The sequence below is a fragment of the Herbihabitans rhizosphaerae genome, from assembly GCF_004216555.1.
Classification (GTDB): Bacteria; Actinomycetota; Actinomycetes; order Mycobacteriales; family Pseudonocardiaceae; genus Herbihabitans; species Herbihabitans rhizosphaerae.
Window position 1 is genome coordinate 320,651 of sequence record NZ_SGWQ01000002.1, and the last position, 25,115, is coordinate 345,765.

A 25,115-nucleotide genomic window follows, 5' to 3' on the forward strand; every position below is an offset into this window, starting at 1 on the left:
CCCACCCGCGATGTCCGGAGCCAATGATTCCTACGACCCCAAGCAGGTCGCGGCGCTCGCGCCGGAGACCCTGGAGTCGGCGGTCGAGAAGGCGCGCGAGGAGTTCGCCGCAGCCGCGGATCTCGACGCACTCGCCAAGATCAAGCCGGCACACCTCGGCGACAAGTCGCCGTTGCTGACCGCGCGCCGGGAGATCGGCGCGCTGCCGCCGAAGGCGCGTTCGGACGCCGGAAAGCGGGTCAACGAAGCCAGGACCGCCGTGCAGGCCGTCTTCGACGAGCGGCGCGAGCAGCTCCTCGCCGAGCGGGACGAGCGCGTGCTCCGGGACGAGCGGGTCGACGTCACGCTGCCGTGGGACAAGACCCCGCGCGGCGCCCGGCACCCGATCACCACGATCGCCGAGCTGGTGTCCGACGTGTTCGTCGGCATGGGCTGGGAGGTCGCCGAGGGGCCGGAGCTGGAGACCGAGTGGTTCAACTTCGACGCGCTCAACTTCGGCAAGGACCACCCGGCGCGCACCATGCAGGACACCTTCTACGTGGCGCCGGAGGACTCCGGGCTCGTGCTGCGTACGCACACCTCCCCGGTGCAGGTGCACTCGCTGCTGGAGCGTGATCTTCCGGTGTACGTGGTCTGCCCCGGCCGCACCTTCCGCACCGACGAGCTGGACTCCACGCACACGCCGGTGTTCCACCAGATCGAGGGTCTCGCGGTGGACAAGGGCCTGACCATGGCGAACCTCAAGGGCACCCTGGACGCGTTCGCCAGGGCCATGTTCGGCGAGGAGGCGAAGGTGCGGCTGCGCCCGTCGTTCTTCCCGTTCACCGAGCCGTCCGCGGAGACCGACGTGTGGTTCCCGCAGAAGAAGGGCGGCCCAGGCTGGGTCGAGTGGGGCGGCAGCGGCATGGTCAATCCGAACGTGCTGCGCGCGTGCGGGATCGATCCCGACATCTACAGTGGATTCGCCTTCGGCATGGGGCTCGAGCGCACGCTGCAGTTCCGCAACGGGATTCCCGACATGCGCGACATGGTCGAGGGTGACGTCCGGTTCACCGTGCCCTTCGGAACGGAGGCGGAGTGAGAGTCCCGGTCAGCTGGCTGAAGAACTACCTCGAGCCGTCCGGGGATCTCAAGCCCGACGAGCTCACGCCCGAACAGGCCGCCGAGGCGTTGGTCAAGGTCGGTTTCGAGGTCGAGGAGTTGCACTCGCTCGACCAGGTCACCGGCCCGCTCGTGGTCGGCAGGGTGGCCGAGATCGAGCCCCTCACCGAGTTCAAGAAGCCGATCCGGTTCTGCCTCGTGGAGACCGTGCACGAGGACGACGTCGACATCGACGCGGACACCCCGCGCACCCGAGGGATCATCTGCGGCGCGTTCAACTTCAAGGAGGGCGACCTCGTCGTGGTGGCGCTGCCCGGCGCCGTGTTGCCCGGCGGGTCCGAGATCGCCCAGCGCAAGACCTACGGGCGGGTCAGCGACGGCATGATCTGCTCCACCCGTGAGCTCGGCCTCGGCGACGATCAGGGCGGCATCCTGGTGCTGCCCAGCGGTGAGGCGGAGCCGGGCGACGACGCGATCGAACTGCTCGAGTTGCACGACTCGGTGGTGGAGCTGGCGATCACCCCGGACCGCGGCTACGCGTTCTCGGTGCGCGGCCTGTCCCGCGATCTGGCCGCCGGCACCGATCTGGTGTTCGGCGATCCCGCCCAGGGTGAGGTGCCGCAGGCCGAGGGTGACGCCTACCCGGTGTCCATCGAGGACGCCGAGGCGTGCCCCAGATTCGTGGCGCGCCGGGTCAGCGGTGTTGACGTGGACGCGCCGACGCCGTTCTGGATGCAGCGGCGGCTGATGCTCGCCGGCATCCGCTCGATCTCGCTGGCCGTGGACGTCACCAACTACGTGATGCTCGAGCTCGGCCAGCCGATGCACGCCTACGACACGAGCGCGCTCAACGGCGACATCGTGGTGCGGCGGGCCAAGAAGGGCGAGAAGCTGTCCACTTTGGACGGTGTGCAGCGCGAGCTGGACCCGGACGACATCGTGGTGTGCGACGCGTCCGGCCCGATCGGCCTCGGCGGGATCATGGGTGGCGAGACCACCGAGGTGCGCGTCGACTCCAGCGACATTCTCCTTGAGGCGGCCGTGTGGGATCCGCCGTCGATCGCTCGCACCGCGCGCCGGCACAAGCTCGGCTCGGAGGCGTCCAAGCGGTTCGAGCGCACGGTCGACCCGATGCTCGGGCCGGTCGCGCTGGAGCGGGCGGCGCGCCTTCTCCGCGAGCTCGGCGACGGCACGATCCAGCCGGGTCGCACCGACGTCGGCCAGCCGACCCTGCCCGAGGCGGTGACCATGCCGATCGACCTGCCCGACCAGGTCGCCGGCGTGCGCTACCCGCGTGGCGTGACCGTTCGGCGGCTGCACCAGATCGGCTGCCGTACCGACGTCGCCAGCCACGAGGGCGGCAAGCCGCACGTGATCGCGATCCCGCCGCCGTGGCGGGCCGACCTGAAGCAACCGGCCGACCTGGTCGAGGAGGTGCTGCGGCTGGAGGGCTACGACAGCATCCCGTCGGAGCTTCCCGCCGCGTCGGCCGGTCGTGGACTGAGCGCCGCGCAGCGCCGCAGACGCACCGTGTCGCGGGCGCTCGCCGAGGCCGGATACGTCGAGGTGCTGCCGTTCCCGTTCGTCGATCCGTCCACTTGGGACGCGCTCGGGCTGCCCGAGGACGACGTCCGCCGGCGGACCGTGAAGCTGCTGAACCCGCTCGAGGCCGACGCGAACGAGTTGGCCACCACGCTGCTGCCCGGGTTGCTGGAAACGTTGTCCCGCAACATATCCCGGGGTGCGCGCGATGTCGCGCTGTACCACGTCGGGCAGGTCGTGCTGCCCAAGGCCGAGCAGCTCGAGGTGCCGGACGTCGGCGTCGCCGGCCGCCCGAGCGACGAGGACCTGGCCGGTTTGCGGGCGGCGCTGCCGCAGCAGCCGGTGCACGTGGCCGTGGTGCTCGCCGGTGACCGGCCGCGCGCCGGATGGTGGGGGCCGGGTGAGCCCGCGAGTTGGGCCGACGCCGTGGCCGCCGCGCACCGGGTCGCCGCCGCTGCCGGCGTGGAGCTGCGGGTGGTCGCCGGTGATCTCATGCCGTGGCACCCCGGCCGGTGCGCGCAGTTGCGGGTCGGCGACTGGCCGGTCGGACACGCCGGCGAGTTGCACCCGAAGGTCGTCGAGGCGCTCGGACTGCCCAAGCGCACCTGCGCGATGGAGTTGGACCTGGACGCGTTGCCGCTGCTGGAGAAGCGGCCGGCACCGGACGTGTCGCCGTACCCGCCGGTGCTGATGGACGTGGCGCTCGTGGTGGACGCCGACGTGCCGGTGGCCGAGGTGCGGGACGCGCTGCGGTCCGGTGGCGGCGAGCTGTTGGAGGACGTCGCGCTGTTCGACGTGTACACCGGCGAGCAGGTGGGCGAGGGCAAGCGGTCGCTGGCGTACTCGCTGCGGTTCCGCGCGCCGGATCGCACGCTCACCGCCGAGGAGGCCACCACCGCGCGGGACGCCGCCGTGGCGGCCGCCACAGAACGTGTCGGCGCGGCCCTGCGCGCCTAGAGTGTTCGCCATGGCTGAGCAGACCGTGGATCCGAAGGCGATCAAGTCGGCGACGGCTTTCGTTGCGGCACACGGGAAACCGGCGCGTGCCGTGGTGGAGAACATCGGCCGTGCCGGAGCCCGCGTGGTGCTCGTCGGCGCCGACGGCGTGCTGGGCGACGTGATCGTTCCCACTCCGGAGCTGGGCGAGACGCTGGTGGAGAAGGTGGCCGGTCTGGAACTGTCCGCTTGGGACCCGGAGACGACTGCGGCGGCCCAGATCGGTGCCGCGCACCGCCGCAAGATGGCGACCCGAACCAAGGGGTGAGCGCACCCGAAAGTCCCGCGAAGATTACGAATGGACGGCGTCACCGAGCGCGACGGCTACGCCGACGACATCGTCCAGCGGCTGATCCACCTCGGCGGCTGGCGCTTGGTCTCGAGCAGCACCTGACGCTGCCCAGTTGGCGCCGATCACCGAGTCGAGCAACCCGAGGATGGCATTCCGGGTGCCCGGCATGTACGGCTCGTTCAGCTACGAGTTGGACTAGTTCTGGTGGATGCGCGCCGCGAGTTCGGCGGCACGCTGGCGGAGTTCGTTGACCTCTTCCTGGAAGTCCCTGGCGAGCTTGATGATGCTGTCGACCGCTTTGAGGACCGCTTCGGTCGCGCCCGTGAGGTCGGACCCGACGCCGGTGAAATCACCGAGAACGATGAGCGCGTTCGTGTGGTTGTGATCGGCGATCCCTGTGATCCACTCGCCGTACTTGGCCGCCCGCTTGTCGAGTTGGTAGGCGATCACGTAGATCGCGTCCTGAGTCTGGCGTAGGTCCTCGTGCTTCTTGCTCAGCTTCTCGATGAGATGCTTCGCCTTGGCGACCTTCTTTTTGTGCGCGTCGCCGGAATCCCCACTGTCGGTGAGCTTCGTCAGCTCGGCCTCGGCGTCGGCGATCTTCTGCCGAAGTTTGGTGAGGCCAGGGTCCATCTGCTCGGCAAGCTGGTTGATCGCCTCGGGGTCGCAATCCATGTGCTTGATCGCGTCCACCGGATCAGGCCCACCCACCGACGCTGACGCTCTCGCCAAGGTCTTGCAGTCCTTGGCCGCCGCCTCCAATGCCGGGTGAGTCATGACCGGTCCTCCCGGTAGGTCGCCTGGAGCTTCGCGCCGTTGTCGCTTTCGAGATCGTCGTAGGTGTCGGCGGACGCGTTCACGTTGCCGATGAACTCGTCGAGCTGACCGAGCAGGTCGTCGACCTCGCCGAGCGTCGTGCCGATCATGTCCTCGATGCCGGCGGCGAGCCGCGGCCCCGGTCCGGACACCCCGAACGCCTCGTGCGGCACGGAGATCTGGTTGAGGCTGTCCTGCGCGTCGCTCACCCCGCCGTGCACGTTCCGGAATCCGTCGGCGCTGTCGCGCAGCCCTCCGGTGTCGGTTTGGTACCCCGGTCCTTTCATCACTGTCACCTTTCTCGTGCCGGACTGCCGAGGTGGTAGGACCGCCGCTGCTCGACCGTCTGCCGCGTCTCGCGCTGTGCCGACCGTGTGGCCTGCAACATGGCCGCCGCTAGCGTCTTCGGGTCGACCTTGTGCACCAGCGTGGCGTTCAGCGCGACCTCGGTGAGCTCGCCCGTGCTGTCGACGGTCACCTCGACCAGCGCGTGGTCGTCCCGCGCGGTGGTGGTCAGCTCGGCCAGCTCCCGCTTGAGCGCGAGCAGGCCCTTGTCGACCCGCTCCACCTGTGCGGCCAGCTCGTCGAGCGATGGCAGCTGTCCCATGACCTCACCCCCTCGTTCGCCGGCTCCGACGGGTCCGACCGCGGGCCGGTTTCTCTTTCGACGGCGTTCGAAAGTCGATCTCCGGGTGGAACCCGTGTGGTGGTGGCTGGTCGAATCAGGCGTGAGGGATTCCGCAGAACGGTGGGTGCGCGCACGGGCCGGCGACTCGCTCGGCCCACGCCCGGTGGCGCGCGAGCGGCCGGTGTGGGTGCGGGCCGACACGCGCACGCCGATCACGGCGCCGGTGTTCGTCCGGCCGGTGCGGGCGCGGGCCGCCGCGGTCGACACGCTCGTGGAGCAGCGAGTCGCCGCCGATGATCAGTGGGAGCGTGCGCGCAACACCCCGGTACTGCCGGAGTGGCCGTGCACGGGAAATCAGTGGCTGGTCCACTCGCTGCCGCCGCACCCGAAGCAGCGGTGCTGACTCAGGCGGGGACGCGCACCTCGGCTTGTTCGGCGTCCTCGGTGTGTGGTGCGCGATCCGTTGTGGCGCACCAGAAGGCGGCCGTGGCGACGATCACCGACATGGCGCCGAGCACGTGCAGGACGACCAGTCCGCCGGGCACATCGGTGAGGAACTGCACCACGCCGATCAAGCCCTGGGCGAGCACCACGGCGACCAGCGTGAGGTAGCGGCGCCACAGCTTTCGCTCGTGCCGCGCGGTCCGCCAGATCACCGCGCCGATGATCAGCAGCAGCGCGAGGAAGGTGTACAGCAGCGAGGCGTGCACGTGTGCCAGCGTCTCGACGGGCAGGTTCAGCCGAGGCACGTCCCTGTCGCCCGCGTGCGGGCCGGCTCCGGTCACCATCGTGCCGGCGACCACCAGCCCGCCGAGCACCACGACGGCCACCACGAGCAGGTGGGACACCACCGGCGGCACGAGCTTGCGCGGCGGGCCGTCGGCGTCGTTGATCGCGTGCAGCAACAGGAACGCGAACCACACCAGCACGGCCGACGCGATCAGGTGCAGCGCGACGGTCCACCAGAGCAGGTTGGTGCGCACCGTGATCCCGCCGAGCACACCCTGGAACAGCACGCCGGCCGGCATCGCGACGGCCAGCTTCACCACGCGGGAACGACGCGGCCGAGACAGCCACACGGCGGCGAACACGGCTAGCGCGCCGGCGCCGATCACGCCGTTCAGCAGGCGGTTGCCGAACTCGATCCACTGGTTGAGCATTTCGTACTCGGGGTGCTCGACCGGGACCATGCTGCCGGGGAAGCACTCCGGCCAGGTCGGGCAGCCGAGCCCGGAGCCGGTCACCCGCACGATCGAACCGGTCACCGCGATCGTGCCCTGCAGGATCAGGTTCACCAGCGCGATGGTGCGCACCAGCCGATGACTGGGAGCGGGAATCCGGTCGATCCTGGCCTTGAGCGTGTCGAGCACCCGCCAAGGGTATCTGCCGGCGAACTGGCGCCACTTGCTGGTATGGACGCGGTGAGCGCCGCGATGGCGGTCGAGGCCTGCGCGATCCATCTGTTCGTGCCGCTGGAGCGGACCTCATCCAGCGAGGAGAACCGGTTCCTGTTCGTGGCACTGGTCGCGGGCGTCGTCGTGCTGGCGGCCGTGACGCTGGTCGCGCTGCCCGGTGCCGGTCGCCGTCCGGGGTGGGCGACCTGGCTCGGGTTCATCGCGGTGGCGGCGGATCCTCACCGACGCGCTGTGGACGGCCGGCTGGGGCGACTCCAACGGGCAAGGCGCGCCGGCACTGATGGCGCTGCGCATGCCGGTATACGGTGCCGCCTTCGCCGGCTCGGAGGTCTACTGGCACGGATGATCGAGGTCGTGGCGGTCGCGCTGGTGCTCGCCGCCGCGTCAGGTGAGCTTCGTCGTGCGGGTGGCCAGCGCGCTCGCGGCGGCACCCCATAGGACGAGCACGAGGAACGGCTGCCACCCGGGTGCACCAGAGACCAGCGCGCCGTGCAGGCCCTCGGCGAGCGCGCCGGACGGCAGCAGCGCGACCAGGTCCCCGAGCACTCCGGGCATCGACGACGCCGGCACCATGATCCCGCCCGCGAGCAGCAGGATGAACCACACGATGTTCGCCACCGCGAGCACGACCTCGGCCTTGAGGGCACCGCCGAGCAACACCCCGAGCGCGCCGAAAGCCAAGGCGCCCAACAGGATCAGCACGACCGTCCACAGTAGACCGACGGCGTCCGGCGACCAGCCCATGATCGCCGCGACCACCGCCAGCAGCACGATCTGGATCACCACCACGGCCAGCCCGCCGACCACCCGGCCGGCCACCAGCAGCCAGCGGGGGAGCGCGGTGGCTGCCAGCCGCCGCAGCACGCCGTAGCGGCGGTCGAAGCCGAGCGCGATCGCCTGCCCGGTGAACGCCGAGGACATGATCGCCAGCGCGAAGATCCGCGGCGTCACCTCGTCCACCCGGGGGTCGGGCAGCGACACGATCGGCACCAGCGTGAGCCCGACCAGCAGCGCCAGCGGGATCAGCAGGGTCAGCAGCACCTGCTCGCCGTTGCGCAGGGTCAGCATCGCCTCGGTGCGCGCGTGCGTGAGCAGCATCCGGCCGAGCCGCCCGGTGCCGGGCGACGGCGTGAAGGTGCCGGCGGGGAAGGTCACGATCGCAGCTCCCGTCCGGTCAGATCGAGGAACACGTCCTCCAGGCTGCGCCGCCCGACGTGCAACTCCTCGGCGAGCACGCCCTGCTGCGCACACCACGCGGTCACCGTGGACACCACCTGCGGATCGACCGGCCCGGACACCAGGTACGCGCCGGGCGACGACTCGACCACCCGACAGTCCTCCGGCAGCGCGGCGGCCAGCAGCTCGGTGCTCATCCCCGCCCGCGCGCGGAACCGCAGCTGCGCCTCCGCGGGGTGCTCGCTGGTCAGCTCGCTCGGCGTGCCCTCCGCGACGACCCGGCCGTGATCGATGATCACGACGTGGTCGGCGAGCGCCTCCGCCTCCTCCATCAGGTGCGTGGTGAGCAGCACGGTGACGCCGTCGGTGCGCAGCGCCCGGACCAGCTCCCACACCAGCCGGCGCGCCTGCGGGTCCATGCCGGCGGTCGGCTCGTCCAGGAAGACCAGCTCGGGCCGCCCGATCAGCGCGCACGCGAGCGACAGCCGCTGCTGCTGTCCGCCGGACAACCGCTTGTACGGGGTGCGCGCGGAACCGGACAGGCCGAGCGTCTCGATCAGCCAGGCCGGGTCGAGCGGGTTCGCCGCGCAGGCCGCGACCAGCCGCAGCATCTCCTCGGCGCGCACACCGGGGTAGGCGCCGCCGCCTTGCGGCATCACGCCGATCCGGGGACGCAGCTTCTCGGACTGGGTGACCGGGTCGAGCCCCAGCACGGACACGGTGCCGGCGTCCGGGCGGACGAACCCCTCACACGTCTCCACCGTGGTCGTCTTGCCCGCCCCGTTCGGTCCGAGCAGCGCGAGCACGTGGCCGCGCGGCAGGCTCAGATCCAGGCCGTCGACGGCGGTGGTGCCCGAGTAGCGCTTGGTCAGGCCACGCACCTCGACGGCGGGCCGGTCTGCAGCACTACTCACGGACGGAGAGCCTATCCGCGTCCCCCTGTGCGGCCTTGCGGCGGCGTATCGGGAGTGTGCGGTTCACCACCAGGAGGCTCAGCGCGACCACGACCGCGGCACCCAGATACGCCTGCGGCAGCACGAACGCGTGCCCGAGGAAACCGCTGCCGGTGGGCGGCTGGGCCAGCGCGATGAACGCGCACACGCCGGCCGCCACGGTGCGGAAACGGTTGTCGCCGACCGCCGCGGACAGCGGGATCACCGCCCACAGCAGGTACCAGGGGAGGACCGTGGCGCCGAGCGCGACCACCACGCCGAGCGCGAGCCCGAGTCCGATCATCGGGTCCAGCCGTCCGCGGAAGCTGCGCCACAGCAGCCGCACGCAGATCGCGGCGGCCAGCGCCATACCGATCAACCTGGCCACGTCGATCGCCGCGTCGGTGTGGTTGCCGAGCTGCAGCAGGACGCCGAGCTGACCGGAGAGCATGCCGACCCCGGTCACCGGCGCCATCCAGCTGCGCACCAGGCCAGGCGTGCCGAGCTGGCCGGTCCAGCCGAAGCCGAGCCCGGTCACCAGCGAGGCGGTGACCAGCACGGTCGCCGAGATCGCGATCATGAACGCGGCCGCCTTCACCAGGTGCGCGAACGTGGCGCCCCACCGTCTCGCCACGATCACGCCGAGGAATCCGAGTGCGGGCATCGCCGAGATCTTCACCGCGGCGCCGAGCGTGATCACCACCGCGCCGATGATCAACCACAACAGCTCGCCGCGTTGCCAGGGTGGTGGCTTGTCGGGTTTTTCACCTGGTCGGGTGACCGGCACGTGGCGCAGCGCCAGCTCGAGGCCGGCCATCATGAAGCCGATCATGAGCGCCTCGTTGTGCGCGCCCGCGATCAAATGGAACAGCACCAGCGGGTTCACCGCGCCCAGCCACAGCGCGGACACCGGCTGCGCGCCGAACCGCTTGGCGAGCCTCGGCAGCGCCCAGACGATCATCGCGACGCCGAGCAGCTCCAGCCCGCGGTGCAGCAGGACGCTGACCACGACGCTGTCGCTGGTGATCTCGGAGAACCAGCGCGCGCACTGCAGGAACAGCGGCCCGTACGGCGCGGGCGTCTCCTTCCACATGTTCGGGATGTCACGGGTGAGCGGGTCGGCGAGGCCCAGTGCCTGTGCCGCACCGAGCAGGTACGGGTCGATGCCGCGCGCGGTGATCTTGCCCTGGGCGATGTAGCTGTAGACGTCGCGCGAGAACAGCGGTGGGATCAGCGCCAGCGGCGTCGCCCACATGATCAGCGTGCGGTCCATCTGCGACTTGGACATCAGCCGTTCGCGGCCGGGCCGGGCGAAGCGGCCGAGCAGCAGCCAGCTGATCACGATGATCGCCATACCGGCGAATCCGCAGGCCAGCGCGACGGTCGGCATTCGGGCGAACAGGCCGAGTACCGGGACGCCGGTGACCGGGTTGTACACCGGTGCGGCGCCAGCGCCCAGGGACGCGACGGCCAGCAGCAGCGCGCCGAGCGTGCCGTACCGGCGCACCACGGTGAGCTGCCGGCGTTCCTGCCCGTTCAGCGCCTCGGGTTCGACGGGCGGCGGTGTCGCCGGCACGCTGCGTGACCGCTGTGCGGCCCCACCTCGCAGTCCTCCCGTCACCACGCGTCGAAGGGTAGCGGTAGCCGGACCCGACCTTGATCGGGTGAGTCCGGTCACCCGGTGGTGGTGGGTCTTTGCCCCCGCGCCGGAAATAAGACACACTTGTGTTGTGAAAAAGCCCGAGGCTCGTTCTGTTGCGGAGACACACGTCCCCGCGACGGTGCAGCACGCCGACGGCCGCACCCGCCAGGGTGTGGCGCGTCTGCTGCTGGAGCAGGGCCCGATCACCGCGGTCGCCGTAGCGGAGGCACTCGGCCTCAGCCCGACGGCCGTGCGGCGGCACCTCGACGCGCTGATCGCCGACGGCGAGGTGTGCACGAGGGAAGCGCCACGTTCCGCTCGTCGGGGGCGAGGCCGTCCCGCGAAGTTGTTCCTCCTCACGGAGGCGGGACGGTCGCGATTCGGGCACGCCTACGACGATCTCGCCGTCGCCGCCCTGCGGTTCCTCGCCGAGCACGAGGGCGAGCAGGCGGTACGGGAGTTCGCCGAGCGTCGGGTGGCCACGCTGGTACAGCGGCACCGCGAGTCGGTGACCGCCGAGATCGACCCTGAGCACCGCGCGGAGGCCCTGGCCACCGCGCTGACCCGCGAGGGTTACGCTGCCTCGACGCGCCGCGTCGGGGCGGGGGAACAGCTGTGTCAGCACCACTGCCCGGTGGCGCACGTCGCGGCCGAGTTCCCCCAGTTGTGCGAAGCCGAGACGGCCGCGTTCGCCGACCTGCTCGGCACCCACGTGCAACGGCTGGCAACCATCGCCCGCGGCGACGCCGCGTGCACGACGCACGTACCGGCGGGGCCGCAGCATGGCAGCACCGCACCGGAGAGCACGACCCCGGATGGAGGGAAACCCGAATGACTACCGCTGCCGAGCAGCGACCCACCACCACGCCCCTTTCCCAAGAAGAGACGCTGGCGAGCATCGGCCGCTACGAGTTCGGCTGGGCCGACTCGGACTCGGCGGGTGAGAGTGCGCGGCGCGGCCTCAACGAGGACGTCGTCCGGGACATCTCCGGGAAGAAGAGCGAACCGGAGTGGATGCTCGAGTCCCGCATGAAGGCGTTGCGGCTGTTCGACCGCAAGCCGATGCCGAACTGGGGTGCGGACCTCTCGGGCATCAACTTCGACACGATCAAGTACTTCGTGCGCTCCACCGAGCAGCAGGCCGCCTCCTGGGAGGACCTGCCCGAGGAGATCAAGAACACCTACGACCGGCTCGGCATCCCGGAGGCGGAGAAGCAGCGCCTCGTGGCGGGCGTCGCCGCGCAGTACGAGTCCGAGGTCGTCTACCACAAGATCCGCGAGGACCTCGAGGAAAAGGGTGTCATCTTCCTCGACACCGACACCGCCCTCAAGGAGCACCCGGAGCTGTTCCAGGAGTACTACGGCTCCGTGATTCCGCACGGGGACAACAAGTTCTCCGCTCTGAACGGTGCCGTGTGGTCGGGTGGCTCGTTCATCTACGTGCCGCCGGGCGTGCACGTGGACATCCCGCTGCAGGCCTACTTCCGGATCAACACCGAGAACATGGGCCAGTTCGAGCGGACCCTGATCATCGTCGACGAAGACGCCTACGTGCACTACGTCGAGGGCTGCACCGCGCCGATCTACTCGTCGGACTCGCTGCACTCCGCGGTCGTGGAGATCGTGGTGAAGAAGGGCGGCCGCTGCCGGTACACGACCATCCAGAACTGGTCGAACAACGTCTACAACCTGGTCACCAAGCGCGCCAAGGCCGAAGAGGGCGCGACCATGGAGTGGATCGACGGCAACATCGGCTCCAAGGTCACCATGAAGTACCCGTCGGTGTTCCTGATGGGCGAGCACGCCAAGGGCGAGGTGCTCTCGATCGCGTTCGCGGGCGAGGGCCAGCACCAGGACGCCGGCGCGAAGATGGTGCACATGGCGCCGCACACGTCCTCCACGATCGTGTCGAAGTCGGTGGCCCGTGGCGGTGGCCGCACGTCGTACCGCGGTCTCGTGCAGGTCAACAAGCGGGCGTACGGCTCGAAGTCCACCGTGAAGTGCGACGCGCTGCTGGTCGACCAGATCAGCCGGAGTGACACCTACCCGTACGTCGACATCCGTGAGGACGACGTGCAGATGGGCCACGAGGCCACGGTGTCCAAGGTCTCCGAGGACCAGTTGTTCTACCTGATGTCGCGCGGCCTCACCGAGGACGAGGCGATGGCCATGGTGGTGCGCGGGTTCGTCGAGCCGATCGCGCGTGAGCTGCCCATGGAGTACGCGCTCGAGCTGAACCGGCTCATCGAGCTGCAGATGGAAGGGGCCGTCGGCTAGATGACCACGACTGAACAGCCGCACTCGCACGGTGTGGCCCCGGGCGAGGAACGAGCCCGAAAAGGTCAAAGAACTAGCCCGACCGCGTCCAGGGCTGAGTGGTTCAGCTCCTACGACGTGGAAGCCTTCGAGGTACCCAGCGGCCGCGAGGAGATCTGGCGCTTCACGCCGATGAAGCGCCTCTCCGGCCTGCACACCGGCGTCGAGGCCACCGGCCAGTCCACTGTGGACGTCGCGGCCGCGCCGGAGCTGACGGTGGAAACCGTTGCGCGGCAAGACAAGCGGCTCGGCACGGCCGGTGTTCCGGCCGATCGGGTGGCCGCGCAGGCGTACTCCTCGTTCGAGTCGGCGACCGTGATCACCATCGGCAAGGAGGTGCGCGCGAGCGCGCCGTCCACGGTGACGATCACCGGCCCTGGCGAGGGCAAGGTCGCCTACGGACACCTGCTGGTGCACGCCGAGCGGTTCGCCGAGGCCGTCGTGGTGCTCGACCACCGGGGCGCCGGCACGCTGGCCGACAACGTCGAGCTGGTGGTGGACGAGGGCGCGAAGCTCACCATCGTCGCCGTGCACGACTGGGCCGACGAAGCGGTGCACGTGTCCGCGCACCACGCCAAGGTCGGCCGGGACGCCACGCTCAAGCACACGGTGATCACGTTGGGCGGCAACGTGGTTCGGGTCAGCCCGACCGCCACGTTCGCCGACAAGGGCGGCAACGCGGAGCTGCTCGGCCTGTACTTCGCCGACGCCGGCCAGCACTTTGAGCACCGCACGTTCGTGGACCACGCGGTGCCGAACTGCAAGTCCGACGTGACCTACAAGGGCGCGCTGCAGGGCCGTGAAAATGAGCCTGCCGCGCACACGGTATGGATAGGCGACGTGCTGATCCGCGCGGCGGCCGAGGGCACGGAGACCTTCGAGCTGAACCGGAACCTGATCCTCACCGACGGCGCGCGGGCGGACTCGGTGCCGAACCTGGAGATCGAGACCGGCGAGATCGTCAGCGCCGGACATGCCAGCGCCACCGGCCGGTTCGACGACGAGCAGCTGTTCTACCTGCAGGCTCGCGGCATTCCGGAGGACGCGGCACGACGGCTCGTGGTGCGTGGGTTCTTCCACGAGATCCTGCTCAAGATCGGTGTGCCGGACATCCGCGAGCGGCTCGAGGCGGCGATCGAGGCGGAGCTGGAAGCGGTGGGCATCTGATGACCCGCGCCTGTGCACTGTCGGAGCTGGACGACCGCAAGCCGCTGGCCGTCCAGGTCGACGACGTCGACGTCGTGCTGGTGCGCGACGGCGACACGGTGCACGCGCTGCGCGACGAGTGCTCGCACGCGGAGCTTTCGCTGTCGGAGGGCGAGGTCACGAAGAACGGGATCGAGTGCTGGTTGCACGGTTCCTGCTTCGACCTGCGCACCGGCGCGCCGTCCTCCCCGCCGGCGACCGAGAAGGTCGACGTGTACGCGGTGTCCATTGTGGACGATGACGTGCACGTCGACGTCGCCACCGTGACGAACTGACTTACCCACCAAGGAGAAGCGAAGTAGAGATGGCCACACTGGAGATCAAGGACCTGCACGTCAGCGTCACGACTGACGAGGCGGAGAAGGAGATCCTCTCCGGCGTCGACCTCACCATCAAGGCCGGCGAGACGCACGCGATCATGGGCCCGAACGGGTCCGGCAAGTCCACCCTGTCCTACGCGATCGCCGGGCACCCGAAGTACCAGGTGACCTCCGGCTCGATCACGCTGGACGGCGAGGACGTGCTGGAGATGACCGTGGACGAGCGCGCGCGGGCGGGCCTGTTCCTCGCGATGCAGTACCCGGTCGAGGTCCCCGGCGTGTCCATGTCGAACTTCCTGCGCACCGCCGCGACGTCCGTGCGCGGCGAGGCGCCGAAGCTGCGGCACTGGGTCAAGGAGGTCAAGACCGCGATGTCCGACCTCGACATCGACCCGGCGTTCGCCGAGCGGTCGGTGAACGAGGGCTTCTCCGGCGGTGAGAAGAAGCGGCACGAGATCCTGCAGCTGTCGCTGCTCCAGCCGAAGATCGCGATCCTGGACGAGACCGACTCCGGCCTGGACGTGGACGCGCTGCGCGTGGTGTCCGACGGCGTGAACAAGTACAAGGAGTCCGGTGAGGTCGGCGTCATGCTGATCACGCACTACACCCGGATTCTGCGGCACATCACCCCGGACTTCGTGCACGTGTTCGCGGGCGGCCGGATCGTCGAGTCGGGCGGCAAGGAACTCGCCGACCAGCTCGAGTCCGAGGGTTACGTGAAGTACGGCGTCAAGCAGGAAGCTTCGGCGGCCGGCTGACGTTGTAGCTCACGAGAGGAGGTGTCGGACATGACGACGGTAAGCCCTGTCCTGCCACTCGACGTGGCGGCTCTGCGTGCCGACTTCCCGATCCTCGCGCGCACGGTGCGGGACCGGAAACCCTTGGTGTACCTGGATTCCGGCGCCACCTCGCAACGCCCCCGCCAGGTGCTCGACGCCGAGCGCACGTTCCTGGAGACCTCCAACGCGGCGGTGCACAGGGGTGCGCACCAGCTCGCCGAGGAGGCCACGGACGCCTACGAGGGCGCTCGCGCCAAGATCGCCGCGTTCGTCGGTGTGACGCCTGGTGAGGTGGTGTTCACGAAGAACGCCACCGAGAGCGTGAATCTCGTGGCGTACGCGATGGGCAACGCCGCGACGGCGGGCCCCGAGGCGCACAGGTTCACGCTCGGACCCGGCGACGAGATCGTGGTGACCGAGATGGAGCACCACGCGAACCTCGTTCCCTGGCAGGAGCTGGCCAAGCGGACCGGTGCCACCCTGCGCTGGTTCGGTGTCACCGACGAGGGCCGGCTCGATCTGTCCGATGTGGACAGCGTGATCACGCCGAGGACGAAGCTGGTCGCGTTCGCGCACCAGTCCAACGTGCTCGGCACGGTCAACCCGGTGAAGACGCTCGTCGAGGCGGCGCACAAGGTCGGCGCGCTGACCGTGCTGGACGCGTGCCAGTCGGTGCCGCACTCGCCGGTGGACTTCGCCGGCCTGGGTATCGACTTCGCGGTGTTCTCCAGCCACAAGATGCTTGGGCCACAAGGGATCGGCGTGCTCTACGGCCGCCGCGAGCTGCTGGAGGCGCTGCCGCCGTTCCTCACCGGCGGATCGATGATCGAGCTGGTCACCATGGAGCGGACCACGTTCGCCGCGCCGCCGCAGCGGTTCGAGGCCGGCAGCATGATGATCTCCGAGGCGGTCGGGCTCGGCGCCGCGGTGGACTACCTCACCGCGATCGGCATGGACAAGGTGGCCGCGCACGAGCACGCGCTCACCGAGGCCGCACTCGCCGGACTGTCCGAAGTGGACGGTGTGCGGATCGTCGGGCCGACGTCCACCGTGGACCGTGGTGGCGCGATTTCCTTTGTGGTGGACGGGATTCACCCGCACGACGTCAGCCAGGTGCTGGACGACCAGGGCATCGCGGTTCGGGTGGGGCACCACTGCGCGTGGCCGCTGCACCGGCGGCTCGGCGTGCCGGCGACGGTGCGCGCCAGCGTGTACGTGTACAACGATCTGTCCGATGTGGACGCACTGGTCGCCGGTGTCCGCGCAACGCAGAAGTTCTTCGGGACAGCACAGTGAATCTCGAGTCCATGTACCAGGAGATCATCCTGGACCACTACAAGAACCCGCACGGGCGTGGCCTGCGCGAGCCGTTCGACGCGGAGTCGTTCCAGGTCAACCCCACGTGTGGGGACGAGGTCACGCTCCGGGTGAAGCTGGACGGCGAGAAAGTCACCGACGTCTCCTACCAGGCGCAGGGCTGCTCGATCAGCCAGGCCGCCACGTCGGTGCTGACCGATCTCGTGGTCGGTGACACGGTCGAACACGCACTGTCCACAATGGACTCTTTTGTGGACCTGATGCAGGGGCGTGGCAAGGTCGAGCCGGACGAGGACGTGCTCGAGGACGGCATCGCCTTCGCGGGTGTGGCGAAATATCCGGCCCGCGTCAAATGTGCTCTACTGGGTTGGATGGCTTTCAAGGACGCGATCGGACGAGTGGAGGCCGCATGACAACCGCCGCTCCGTGGCCTGACCATCTGCTGTCACTCGACGAGTTTCTTGCGCTCCCCGAAGACAACTCTCGTATCTACGAACTGCACGAGGGAGTGCTGATCGTGAGCCCCCGGCCCGCCAAGCCGCACCAGCGGGTGATCAACAAGTTGGTTCCGATACTCAACGAGCAACTGCCGCCCGAATGGGAGGCGTTCGGCGAGTTGGACCTCATCGTCCAGGCGGGTGAGCCGCCGATCGTCCGAGTGCCGGACGTGGTGGTGGCGCCGGCCGACGACGCTCGCAATGTGCCCGCCGCCGAGGCCCTGATCGCGGTGGAGATCATCTCGCCCGGTTCGTACCGCACGGACACCAAGATCAAGCCGATGGAGTACTCCGAGGCCGGCATCGAGCACTACTGGGTGATCGATCTCAAGCAGCCGGTGTCGCTGACGGCGTACCGCCTCGACGGTCCGGTGTACCGAGTGGCGGATGCCGTCACCGGCAAGTTCGTGACCGGTGATCCATTTCCGATCGCTGTCGATCTCGAGGAACTGGCCGCACGGCGAGTCGAGGGAGGGAAGCCCGAATGACTGACACGAGTACCGAGAACGTGGAGCGTGGCGTCGAATCGCTGCCGGAGCCGCCCGCGCCGAAGGCGGACCTGGCCGCGGTGGACGACGTCGAGGAGGCCATGCGCGACGTGGTCGACCCAGAGCTGGGCATCAACGTGGTTGACCTCGGCCTGGTGTACGACATCCACGTCGAGGACGACAACTCGGTGACGCTGGACATGACGCTGACGTCCGCGGCCTGCCCGCTGACCGACGTGATCGAGGACCAGACGAAGACGGCGCTCACCGGCGGCCCGGGCGGCGGCCTGGTGTCGGACTACCGGATCAACTGGGTCTGGATGCCGCCGTGGGGGCCGGAGAAGATCACCGAGGACGGGCGCGAGCAACTCCGCGCACTCGGCTTCACTGTCTAGGCCCACCCGCGCGGAGCTGGAGGCGGCTCGCGCGCGAACGATCCCGGACGTGATCGCGCCCGGGCTGCGGGTGCTGTTCTGCGGGATCAACCCCGGCCTGTACTCCGGTGCCACCGGGCACCATTTCGCCAGGCCTGGCAACAGGTTCTGGCCCGCCCTGCACCTGTCCGGCTTCACGCCGAGACAGCTGCGGCCGGACGAGCAGGAGCACCTTCTTGACTACGGGCTCGGTGTCACGAACCTCGTCGCCAGGACCACCGCGCGCGCCGACGAGCTGACCGCGGCGGAGCTGGCCGCGGGTGGTGAGCGGCTGCGTGAGCTGGCCGCGCGATACGAGCCGCGGTGGATCGCCGTCGTCGGCGTCACCGCGTACCGCACCGCGTTCGACCGTCTCCATGCGACTGTGGGGGAGCAGTCCGACGGCCTGTGGGTGCTGCCCAACCCGAGCGGCCTCAACGCGCACTATCAGCTTCCGGCGCTCGCCGAGGAGTTCGCGGCCCTGCGGCGCGCGTCTGGTTGATGGTCGTCCAGGCCGGCAGCGGCGGCGGACACCGCGTCGGCCACCCGGCGCAGCGACGGCGAGTCCAGCTTCCACTGCTGCCAGTACAGCGGCACGCGGAACGAGTGGTTGCCAGCCAGCCGCACCAGCGGGCCGGCCATGGCGAACTGCTCGTCCATCAGCACACCCCAGCCGAGGCCGGCGCTGACCGCTTCGGTGTACGCCTGCCCGTCCGGCACGTGGTGCCGCACGCCGAGCGGAGCCTGCCCGGTGACCTCCCGGCAGAACCGGTCCTGCAGGTCGTCGCGCTCGTCGAACACCACGACCGGCGCCTCGGCCAGTGCGGTGGCCAGCGGCCGGCCGGCGAGCCAGCGCGTGTGGAACGCCTTGGTCGCCGCCGCGTGGTACCGGATGCCGCCGAGCCCACGCACCAGACAACCCTGGACCGGGGTGGCGGACGACGTGACGGCCGCGACCACCAGCCCCTGGCGAAGCAGCTCCGTGGTGTGGTCCTGATCTTCGCGGCGCACCCGCAGCGCGACCAGGTCGTCGCCGGCGAGATCGCGGATGACGCGGCGGAACCAGGTCGCCAGCGAGTCGGCGTTCACCGCGATCGGCACCGGCACCGGATCGTCGGACAGCGCGAGGCTGGCCCGAAGATCGCGCTCCAGCATCACGAGCTGACGGCCGAACGCGACCACGACTTCGCCGGATTCGGTCAGCCGCACCGGTTTCGCGCGCACCAGCAGCACCCGGCCGGCCCGCTGTTCGAGCAACTTGATCCGCTGGCTGACCGCGGACGGCGTGACGTGCAGCGCCCTGGCGGCCGCGTCGAGCGTGCCCTCGTCCACGACGGCGACCAGGGTACGGACGCTCTCCGGCGGCAGATCGATCATCATGGTTGCTAATGATACGTAAAGAACTGTAGCTGGTCTTATGGTAGGGCCGGACTTAGCGTCGAAGCATGTTGACAGCAGCGGTAGCGGGACTCGGAGTCGGAATCTCCCAACTCATGGTGATCGGCGCGCAGAACGCGTTCGTGATCCGCCAAGGAATCAGGCGCGACAAGGTCACCCTCGTCGTGGCGATCTGCGCGCTGTCCGACATGGTGCTGGTCGTGGTGGCCACCGCCGGCATCGGCGCGCTGGTCGCCCAATGGCCGTCGGCGATGACCGTGCTCCGCTTTACTGGCGCGGCCTTCCTGCTGTGCTACGGCATGTTCGCCGCCTGGCGTGCGTACCGACCGTCCACTGTGAACCTGAGTGTCGCGACCGGCGGCACCACGGTCGTGCTCACCTGCCTCGCGCTGACCTGGCTGAACCCGCACGTGCACCTGGACCTGCTGATGCTCGGCTCGGTGGCCAACTCCTGGGGTGCGGACAAGTGGTGGTTCGGCGTGGGCTCCGCGATCGGCAGTTGGCTGTGGTTCGGCGGGATCGGCTACGGCTCGAGGTCGCTCGCCGACGTCCTGGCGCGGCCGGCGGTGTGGCGCGGCATGGACGCGGTGGTGGCCGTCGTGATGGTCACGATCGCGGTGTCGCTCGTCGCGCGGTAGCCCCGATCACCGTGGAGCGGAAGGCGAAGTCGTCGGCGTCGAGGACGCCGAGCCGCTCGGCGGCCTTGGTGAGCACGGCCTCGCGTGCGTCGGGTGTCAGGTGCGCGAGCCGCCGGTGCTCGGCGCCGAACGTCGACCGCAGCGCGATGAACTCCTCGGCGGTCGGTGTGAACGACCACGGCACGTAGTCCGCCTCGATCTCGTCGAATCGCGCCTCGGCGAGCAGTCCACACAGCTTGTCCGGGGTGTCCATCAGCTCGTGCATGGCCACCAGCGGCGGTTCCTCCGGAACGCCGTGTTCGGTGAGGACCTCGTTCCAGACCTCCATCGCCGGAAACCCGGGATCCACGCCCCACACGGTCAAACCGATCGTGCCGCCGTCCCGCAGCACCCGGCGCACCTCGGCCAGCGCCCGCACCGGCTCCGGTATGTGGAACAGCATGAACGGCATCGCCACGACGTCGAAAACCCTTGCGGCGAAAGGGAGTTCGGTGGCGTCGGCCACCGCACGCCGATAGCCGGGAGGTCCGGCGCGCAGCATGCCCTCGGACCGGTCGGCCGCGACGACGACCGCGGAGGGGGCCGCGTCCCGCAACGCCGGGAGTAGCAGGCCGACGCCGCTGCCGAGGTCGAGCACGGTCCGGGCGTCCCGCAGCGGCAGTCGCGTCAGCAGGTCGAGGTTGGTCGGCTGGAGCGCGTCCGCCCAGTGGTCTCGGTACACACCGGCGATCGAGGAGTAGTACGAGCTGAGCTTCCGCACCGGCGCCGACATGTGGCGGCTAGGCCGGCGCGCCTGGCGTGACCGAGCCGACGAACGCGTGCCACTGTTCGGGTGCGAAGGAGAAGGCCGGCCCGGTCGGGTCCTTCGAGTCCCGCACCCCGACGAACCGGTCGGTGATCCGAACCTCGACGCAGCCTTCGCTCGCGCCTGCGCTGCGGGTGCTCTTGAACCAGCCGGTGTCATGAACCACGAAAGTCATTCAAATAGCTCTTTCTCAACCCGCTCAATGAACCTCCTCGACTCTACACGGCTCAACGCGAGTTCCCAGACGCGATAGAACGCCCGCGACATGGCCGTGGTGTCCGCCTCGTCGTCGTAGTAGATGGCCGGACCCGGCACCGCTGGGGAGTAGCCGACCGGCGTGGCACGGTCACCGAAGCCGAAGTACCAGAGTCCGGTGCCGCGGACCGGATTCCCGTACGTGTCGTTAGGCAGCACGCGCACGGTGAGGTCCCGGTTTTCCTTGAACAGGGCCAGGATGTGGCGTAGTTGCTCGCGCATGGCCTCGGTGCTGCCCATGTTCGCGCGCAACGCGTCCTCGGTGACGACGATGCGCACGATGCGCTGGTCGGGTGGATCGAGCAACCGGCGCTGGCGCTCGATCCGGAAGGCGAGCCGATCCTCGCCCTCCTGCGTCGACGGCTCCCACCACACGCCCTCGCACTCGGCCAAGATCGCCTTCATGTACAGCGGGGACTGCAGCAAGCCGGGGATGATCCCGGTCTCGAACCAGTTGATCTCGGTGGCGCTGGCCTCCAGATCGGCGAACCGCTGGTAGGCGTCGGGCAGATGATCCACGTACACCCGGCGCTTCTGGCGGTGTCGGGCCTGGGCGCCCAACTCGAGCACGGTGGATCGCTCCTCGCCGGTCACGTCGTAGCAGTCGAGCAGCTTCGCCAGGTCTTCCTGGCTGATGGTCGCCTTGCCGTCCTCCAGTTCGATGATCCGTGACCGGACCTTGCCCACCGCGTCGGCGGCCGCCTGCTGGGTCTTTCCGGCTTCGTCGCGGAGCCGGCGCAGGGTGAGTCCCAGTTGCCGGCGCTCGAATGTCGGACGTGCCTGCCCCACCGTTCAACCTCCAGATCAACGACGTCACCCGATCGGACGTTTGCGCTATGCCCGACAGTCGGCCTAGTCTTCCTCCGACAGTCGGGCTAACCTTATCGGGAGGAACAACAATGGCTCTGTACCGCCACGCCGAAGTGTCCGTGGAGTCCTGGGTGGAGATGGCCGAGGGCGTATCGGTGTCCTACGACGTCGACCACCTCAACGATCAGGCCACCCTCTACTTTGGACACGATCGCGACTACGTACTGACCCTCGGCCGGAGCAACCTCGAAGTGCTGATCTCCCTGGCCGGCCAAGCGGTCGGCGACCTTCAGGTGGAGGACGGCGAGTCCGGTGACGAACCCGTTGAGGCACAAGGAAAACCCTCGTGAACGAGCTGCGGTTCGCCTGGCTGGAGATCACCGGGAAATGTCAACTGCGGTGCGGTCACTGCTACGCCAGTTCCGGGCCGAGCGGGACGGATGGCTCGATGTCGCCGAGCGATTGGACACGAGTGATCACTGAGGTTTCTCGACTTGGTGGCCGGATGGTGCAGTTCATCGGCGGTGAACCGACACTGCATCGTTCTCTTCCAGATCTGGTGAACCACGCGCTGGAAGTCGGCCTGGAGGTGGAGGTGTTCAGCAACCTCGTGCACATATCGTCCCAGCTATGGGAAGTCTTCGCGCGACCGGGTGTGCGATTGGCGACCAGCTACTACAGCGTCGATGCCGCCGAGCATGCCGCGATCACACGACACGCGAGCAGCCACGTTCGGACCAGACGCAACATCGTCGAGGCATTGCGCCGATCCATTCCATTGCGGGTGGGCTTGATCGACGTCAAGGACGGTCAGGGTATCGAGGGGGCATACGAGGAGTTGGCCGCGCTCGGTGTACGTGAGATTGGAATCGATCGTGCCCGTCAGGTCGGACGTGGCGCGCGTGGCCAGACATCCGGCGTCGAGCAGCTATGCGGCAACTGCGGGCGAGGACAAATTGCCATCGCGCCAGACGGTTCAGTCTGGCCGTGCGTGTTCTCGCGCTGGCTGTCGGTAGGCAATGTGCGACAGGCGTTGTTGTCCGAGATCATTACTGGGTCAGCGATGATCGACACCAGCGAGCATCTCGTGGCTCACTTCGACCGTAGGGTTCGCTCGGCTCCGTGTGTTCCGACCGAGTACTGACCGAGGGAGTCCAATGCTGGTTCACCGTGCGCGCGTGCATGAGCCCCTCGCGGCGGCGGAGCGGAGTTGGCCGTTTGACGTGCCGTGCGTGGCCGAATTGATCGAGAGCGGCATGTCGTTCTCGAAGCCAATCACCTTTCTGGTCGGGGAGAATGGCTCCGGTAAGTCGACGTTGATCGAAGCGTTCGCCGAAGCGTACGGGCTGGACTCCCGCGGCGGGCGGGCTGGTAGAAAGTACGGAAATGATCGGCCGAAAACGCTTTTGGGTCAAGTGCTGACCCTGGACTCGACCGCGGAGGGCGCCCGGCAACGAGGCGGTCCGCGTGGCAAGAAGAAGGGATACTTTCTCCGCGCCGAGACGGCCTTCGGATTCATGGAGGTCGTCAGCGGAATGGCGGGGTACTGGGACGAGGACACTTCGTCGATGAGCCATGGCGAAGGATTCCTCACTGTTTTCGACTCAATGTTCCGAGAGCCTGGACTCTATCTGATGGATGAGCCGGAAGCGGCGCTGTCGTTCCAATCCTGTCTCCAACTGGTGGGCTTGATGCATCGACTCGGCCGCAGTGGAGCGCAGGTAATTTGTGCTACCCACTCGCCGATTCTGGCGTCCACGCCGGACGCTGAGATAATCGAGATTGGTGACCACGGCTTTCGTTCGGCTAACTGGGACCAGCTTGAGATCGTGGCCAACTGGCGGCGCTACATGAACGATCCGTCCTTCTATCTTCGCCATCTTGTCCCGTGACCTCCGATATGACGTCCGACGAGGCCGACGCGGAGTTTCGCGATTGGATGCGCGACAATCTGACCAGGGCGGCCAAACATTTCGGGGTGACCGTCAGCGGACAGCCGGTGTTCGGATGGCTGGACCGATCGATCAGTGTCGCGGTGCGAAAGGGCGGCGCGGACCGGTGGCTACGGGTGGTCTCCGAGGACCCAAAATGGGTTCACCTGGACTTCTGGAAAGGTAACCGCGACTCTAACAACATCATAGACATACCAAAGCCAATCGTGCTCGCGTCGTTTGAATGGGACGAGCATCGCAGACAGCGGGCCGAATTGATGACGCGATTGCCTGGCCGGCCGTGTTCTTCGACGGATGTGTTACGTACGGACATTCCATTGTCTTCGCAATGGTGGTCACAGTTGCGGCGTGCGCTCTCTGTCCTGTCTCGGACGCCGACCGGGCGCGTCAACGTTGATCAGAACAAAGTGGACCAGCGCGTTCATGCCGCATTCGGAGAACACGTCAACATCAAGGTCGAGCAGTGGGAGACCGCCCATGGTGATCTTCACTGGGGGAACCTGTTCCGTCCGCGATTGGGCATTGTCGACTGGGAGCACTGGGGGAGAGCGCCAGCCGGAACCGATGCGGCGACGTTGTACTGCTACAGCTTGTTGGCCCCATCCACGGCCCGTGCGTTGCACGATGTTTTCGCTGATGTGCTCGATTCGCCGGCCGGTCAAGTCGCCCAGCTCTACGTCATCGCTCGGTTGTCGCACCGCGCTCGACGCGGAGAGCATCCGGACCTCGTCGAACCCCTTGCCAACCACGCGCGGTCGCTCCTCGGCGATCCCGGTCAGCCTATGCCCGGCCCTTGAGTTGCCAGCCGATGCCGCGCGCCATCTGCCGCTCGGCGTCGCGTTTGGCGATCGCCTGCCGTTTGTCCCAGGTCCGCTTGCCCTTGGCCAATGCCAGCTCCACCTTGACGTACCCGTTGGCGAAGTACAGCGCCATCGGCACCAGGGTCAGCCCGCTGTCCGCGATGCGGCCGGCGATCTTGTCGATCTCCTTGCGGTGCAGCAGGAGCTTGCGGGTGCGGCGTGGCGCGTGGTTGGTCCACGAGCCGTAGGCGTACTCGGCGATGTGCAGCCCGTGCAGCCAGACCTCGCCGCCGTCCACGATCGCGAACGCGTCGGCCAGCGACGCGCGCCCGAGCCGCAGGCTCTTCACCTCGGTGCCGGCCAGCGCGATGCCCGCCTCGTAGGTGTCCAGGATCGTGTAGTCGTGCCGCGCGCGACGGTTCGACGCGATCACACCTGGTGTGCCTCGCTTTCCCACCCGTTCGACACTAGTGCCCGCACTCGGTGAACCGCGGATGTCGATGGTGGAAAGTCTTCCAATTGGCGGTGTTTCTCGCCAAGGTTGTTCCTCGAACATGGTCCGTGAACAACACGGAGGTGAC

32 protein-coding genes are annotated in these 25,115 nt (G+C 68.5%); 20 read left to right on the forward strand and 12 right to left on the reverse strand.

Features of this window, described 5'->3' with window-relative positions; translation table 11 throughout:
* The first annotated feature begins 10 nt into the window (after positions 1-10).
* The 3 genes from pheS to EV193_RS07035 are packed head-to-tail and all read left to right on the forward strand — an operon-like array spanning position 11 to position 3,907.
* Positions 11-1,081, forward strand: coding sequence for a phenylalanine--tRNA ligase subunit alpha (pheS, locus tag EV193_RS07025; RefSeq protein WP_130343185.1), 1,071 nt, complete (start codon positions 11-13; stop codon positions 1,079-1,081).
* Complete coding sequence (gene pheT / locus EV193_RS07030) at positions 1,078-3,600, forward strand: phenylalanine--tRNA ligase subunit beta (protein ID WP_130343186.1); 2,523 nt, start codon at positions 1,078-1,080, stop codon at positions 3,598-3,600. Before pheS ends, pheT begins: the two co-directional genes overlap by 4 nt.
* Positions 3,601-3,610: 10 nt before the next feature.
* Positions 3,611-3,907, forward strand: a complete 297-nt coding sequence (locus EV193_RS07035; protein WP_130343187.1) for a hypothetical protein — start codon at positions 3,611-3,613, stop codon at positions 3,905-3,907.
* 219 nt (positions 3,908-4,126) lie between these two features.
* Here EV193_RS07035 and EV193_RS07040 read toward each other — a convergent pair whose 3' ends face one another.
* The 3 genes from EV193_RS07040 to EV193_RS07050 are packed head-to-tail and all read right to left on the reverse strand — an operon-like array spanning position 4,127 to position 5,354.
* Complete coding sequence (locus EV193_RS07040; RefSeq protein WP_130343188.1) at positions 4,127-4,708, reverse strand: hypothetical protein; 582 nt, start codon at positions 4,706-4,708, stop codon at positions 4,127-4,129.
* Complete coding sequence (locus EV193_RS07045; RefSeq protein ID WP_130343189.1) at positions 4,705-5,034, reverse strand: hypothetical protein; 330 nt, start codon at positions 5,032-5,034, stop codon at positions 4,705-4,707. Before EV193_RS07045 ends, EV193_RS07040 begins: the two co-directional genes overlap by 4 nt.
* Before the next feature lie 5 nt (positions 5,035-5,039).
* Positions 5,040-5,354: a YbaB/EbfC family nucleoid-associated protein gene (locus tag EV193_RS07050; RefSeq protein ID WP_130343190.1), complete on the reverse strand. Its 315-nt coding sequence runs from the start codon at positions 5,352-5,354 to the stop codon at positions 5,040-5,042.
* Between the two features lie 121 nt (positions 5,355-5,475).
* Between EV193_RS07050 and EV193_RS07055 the strand changes: the two genes are divergently transcribed.
* Complete coding sequence (locus EV193_RS07055) at positions 5,476-5,778, forward strand: hypothetical protein (RefSeq protein WP_130343191.1); 303 nt, start codon at positions 5,476-5,478, stop codon at positions 5,776-5,778.
* Position 5,779: 1 nt separating this feature from the next.
* On the opposite strand, the gene EV193_RS07060 is transcribed toward EV193_RS07055, so the two are convergent.
* The gene (locus EV193_RS07060; protein ID WP_242613188.1) at positions 5,780-6,745 is read right to left on the reverse strand and encodes a COX15/CtaA family protein; all 966 of its coding nucleotides are present in this window, start codon (positions 6,743-6,745) and stop codon (positions 5,780-5,782) included.
* 42 nt (positions 6,746-6,787) lie between these two features.
* On the opposite strand from EV193_RS07060, the gene EV193_RS07065 reads away from it, so the two are divergent.
* The gene (locus EV193_RS07065) at positions 6,788-7,228 is read left to right on the forward strand and encodes a hypothetical protein (protein WP_165401247.1); all 441 of its coding nucleotides are present in this window, start codon (positions 6,788-6,790) and stop codon (positions 7,226-7,228) included.
* Here the strand turns inward: EV193_RS07065 and EV193_RS07070 are convergent.
* The 3 genes from EV193_RS07070 to mptB are packed head-to-tail and all read right to left on the reverse strand — an operon-like array spanning position 7,175 to position 10,522.
* Positions 7,175-7,888: an ABC transporter permease gene (locus tag EV193_RS07070; protein WP_130343641.1), complete on the reverse strand. Its 714-nt coding sequence runs from the start codon at positions 7,886-7,888 to the stop codon at positions 7,175-7,177. The genes EV193_RS07065 and EV193_RS07070 overlap by 54 nt on opposite strands.
* Before the next feature lie 53 nt (positions 7,889-7,941).
* On the reverse strand, positions 7,942-8,880 hold the full coding sequence (locus tag EV193_RS07075; protein WP_130343194.1) for an ABC transporter ATP-binding protein: 939 nt from the start codon (positions 8,878-8,880) through the stop codon (positions 7,942-7,944).
* Positions 8,873-10,522, reverse strand: a complete 1,650-nt coding sequence (mptB, locus tag EV193_RS07080) for a polyprenol phosphomannose-dependent alpha 1,6 mannosyltransferase MptB (protein ID WP_242613189.1) — start codon at positions 10,520-10,522, stop codon at positions 8,873-8,875. The genes EV193_RS07075 and mptB overlap by 8 nt, the downstream gene beginning before the upstream one ends.
* A 106-nt stretch (positions 10,523-10,628) precedes the next feature.
* Here mptB and EV193_RS07085 point away from each other — a divergent pair, with 106 nt between their 5' ends.
* The 10 genes from EV193_RS07085 to mug are packed head-to-tail and all read left to right on the forward strand — an operon-like array spanning position 10,629 to position 18,378.
* The gene (locus EV193_RS07085; protein WP_423202139.1) at positions 10,629-11,375 is read left to right on the forward strand and encodes a helix-turn-helix transcriptional regulator; all 747 of its coding nucleotides are present in this window, start codon (positions 10,629-10,631) and stop codon (positions 11,373-11,375) included.
* On the forward strand, positions 11,372-12,817 hold the full coding sequence (gene sufB / locus EV193_RS07090; RefSeq protein WP_130343195.1) for a Fe-S cluster assembly protein SufB: 1,446 nt from the start codon (positions 11,372-11,374) through the stop codon (positions 12,815-12,817). Before EV193_RS07085 ends, sufB begins: the two co-directional genes overlap by 4 nt.
* Positions 12,818-14,023 (forward strand): Fe-S cluster assembly protein SufD, encoded by a 1,206-nt coding sequence (sufD, locus tag EV193_RS07095; RefSeq protein WP_130343196.1) that lies wholly within the window; start codon positions 12,818-12,820, stop codon positions 14,021-14,023. It abuts the gene before it with no gap.
* Positions 14,023-14,337 (forward strand): Rieske 2Fe-2S domain-containing protein, encoded by a 315-nt coding sequence (locus EV193_RS07100; RefSeq protein WP_130343197.1) that lies wholly within the window; start codon positions 14,023-14,025, stop codon positions 14,335-14,337. The genes sufD and EV193_RS07100 overlap by 1 nt, the downstream gene beginning before the upstream one ends.
* Positions 14,338-14,366: 29 nt before the next feature.
* A complete protein-coding gene (gene sufC, locus EV193_RS07105) occupies positions 14,367-15,140 on the forward strand; it encodes a Fe-S cluster assembly ATPase SufC (protein ID WP_130343198.1) in 774 nt (257 codons plus the stop codon).
* A gap of 30 nt (positions 15,141-15,170) precedes the next feature.
* Positions 15,171-16,457: a cysteine desulfurase gene (locus EV193_RS07110; RefSeq protein ID WP_130343199.1), complete on the forward strand. Its 1,287-nt coding sequence runs from the start codon at positions 15,171-15,173 to the stop codon at positions 16,455-16,457.
* Positions 16,454-16,891, forward strand: a complete 438-nt coding sequence (gene sufU, locus EV193_RS07115; RefSeq protein ID WP_130343200.1) for a Fe-S cluster assembly sulfur transfer protein SufU — start codon at positions 16,454-16,456, stop codon at positions 16,889-16,891. Before EV193_RS07110 ends, sufU begins: the two co-directional genes overlap by 4 nt.
* Positions 16,888-17,463, forward strand: a complete 576-nt coding sequence (locus EV193_RS07120) for a Uma2 family endonuclease (protein ID WP_130343201.1) — start codon at positions 16,888-16,890, stop codon at positions 17,461-17,463. Before sufU ends, EV193_RS07120 begins: the two co-directional genes overlap by 4 nt.
* On the forward strand, positions 17,460-17,858 hold the full coding sequence (locus EV193_RS07125) for a metal-sulfur cluster assembly factor (RefSeq protein ID WP_130343202.1): 399 nt from the start codon (positions 17,460-17,462) through the stop codon (positions 17,856-17,858). The genes EV193_RS07120 and EV193_RS07125 overlap by 4 nt, the downstream gene beginning before the upstream one ends.
* A gap of 49 nt (positions 17,859-17,907) precedes the next feature.
* On the forward strand, positions 17,908-18,378 hold the full coding sequence (mug, locus tag EV193_RS07130) for a G/U mismatch-specific DNA glycosylase (RefSeq protein WP_423202140.1): 471 nt from the start codon (positions 17,908-17,910) through the stop codon (positions 18,376-18,378).
* Here the strand turns inward: mug and EV193_RS07135 are convergent.
* Complete coding sequence (locus EV193_RS07135; protein WP_130343204.1) at positions 18,324-19,256, reverse strand: LysR family transcriptional regulator ArgP; 933 nt, start codon at positions 19,254-19,256, stop codon at positions 18,324-18,326. The genes mug and EV193_RS07135 overlap by 55 nt on opposite strands.
* 65 nt (positions 19,257-19,321) lie before the next feature.
* Between EV193_RS07135 and EV193_RS07140 the strand changes: the two genes are divergently transcribed.
* Positions 19,322-19,912 carry a LysE/ArgO family amino acid transporter gene (locus EV193_RS07140; RefSeq protein WP_130343205.1) on the forward strand — a complete coding sequence of 197 codons (591 nt, stop codon included), beginning with the start codon at positions 19,322-19,324 and terminating at the stop codon, positions 19,910-19,912.
* On the opposite strand, the gene EV193_RS07145 is transcribed toward EV193_RS07140, so the two are convergent.
* Genes EV193_RS07145 through EV193_RS07155 form a run of 3 tightly spaced genes read right to left on the reverse strand, consistent with a single transcriptional unit; the run spans position 19,881 to position 21,761 of the window.
* Positions 19,881-20,672 carry a class I SAM-dependent methyltransferase gene (locus tag EV193_RS07145; RefSeq protein WP_165401274.1) on the reverse strand — a complete coding sequence of 264 codons (792 nt, stop codon included), beginning with the start codon at positions 20,670-20,672 and terminating at the stop codon, positions 19,881-19,883. The genes EV193_RS07140 and EV193_RS07145 overlap by 32 nt on opposite strands.
* Before the next feature lie 19 nt (positions 20,673-20,691).
* The gene (locus EV193_RS07150) at positions 20,692-20,892 is read right to left on the reverse strand and encodes a DUF397 domain-containing protein (protein ID WP_130343207.1); all 201 of its coding nucleotides are present in this window, start codon (positions 20,890-20,892) and stop codon (positions 20,692-20,694) included.
* A complete protein-coding gene (locus tag EV193_RS07155) occupies positions 20,889-21,761 on the reverse strand; it encodes a helix-turn-helix domain-containing protein (RefSeq protein ID WP_130343208.1) in 873 nt (290 codons plus the stop codon). The genes EV193_RS07150 and EV193_RS07155 overlap by 4 nt, the downstream gene beginning before the upstream one ends.
* A 110-nt stretch (positions 21,762-21,871) precedes the next feature.
* Here EV193_RS07155 and EV193_RS07160 point away from each other — a divergent pair, with 110 nt between their 5' ends.
* The 4 genes from EV193_RS07160 (at position 21,872) to EV193_RS07175 (ending at position 24,531) form a co-directional block, all read left to right on the forward strand.
* Positions 21,872-22,132 (forward strand): hypothetical protein, encoded by a 261-nt coding sequence (locus EV193_RS07160; protein ID WP_130343209.1) that lies wholly within the window; start codon positions 21,872-21,874, stop codon positions 22,130-22,132.
* Positions 22,129-22,926: a radical SAM/SPASM domain-containing protein gene (locus tag EV193_RS07165; RefSeq protein WP_130343210.1), complete on the forward strand. Its 798-nt coding sequence runs from the start codon at positions 22,129-22,131 to the stop codon at positions 22,924-22,926. Before EV193_RS07160 ends, EV193_RS07165 begins: the two co-directional genes overlap by 4 nt.
* An 88-nt stretch (positions 22,927-23,014) precedes the next feature.
* Positions 23,015-23,674 carry an AAA family ATPase gene (locus EV193_RS07170; protein WP_242613190.1) on the forward strand — a complete coding sequence of 220 codons (660 nt, stop codon included), beginning with the start codon at positions 23,015-23,017 and terminating at the stop codon, positions 23,672-23,674.
* An 8-nt stretch (positions 23,675-23,682) separates the two neighbouring features.
* Complete coding sequence (locus EV193_RS07175) at positions 23,683-24,531, forward strand: phosphotransferase (protein WP_130343212.1); 849 nt, start codon at positions 23,683-23,685, stop codon at positions 24,529-24,531.
* Here the strand turns inward: EV193_RS07175 and smpB are convergent.
* On the reverse strand, positions 24,515-24,991 hold the full coding sequence (gene smpB / locus EV193_RS07180; RefSeq protein WP_242613191.1) for an SsrA-binding protein SmpB: 477 nt from the start codon (positions 24,989-24,991) through the stop codon (positions 24,515-24,517). The two genes, EV193_RS07175 and smpB, sit on opposite strands and share 17 nt — an antisense overlap.
* Positions 24,992-25,115: the final 124 nt, after the last annotated feature.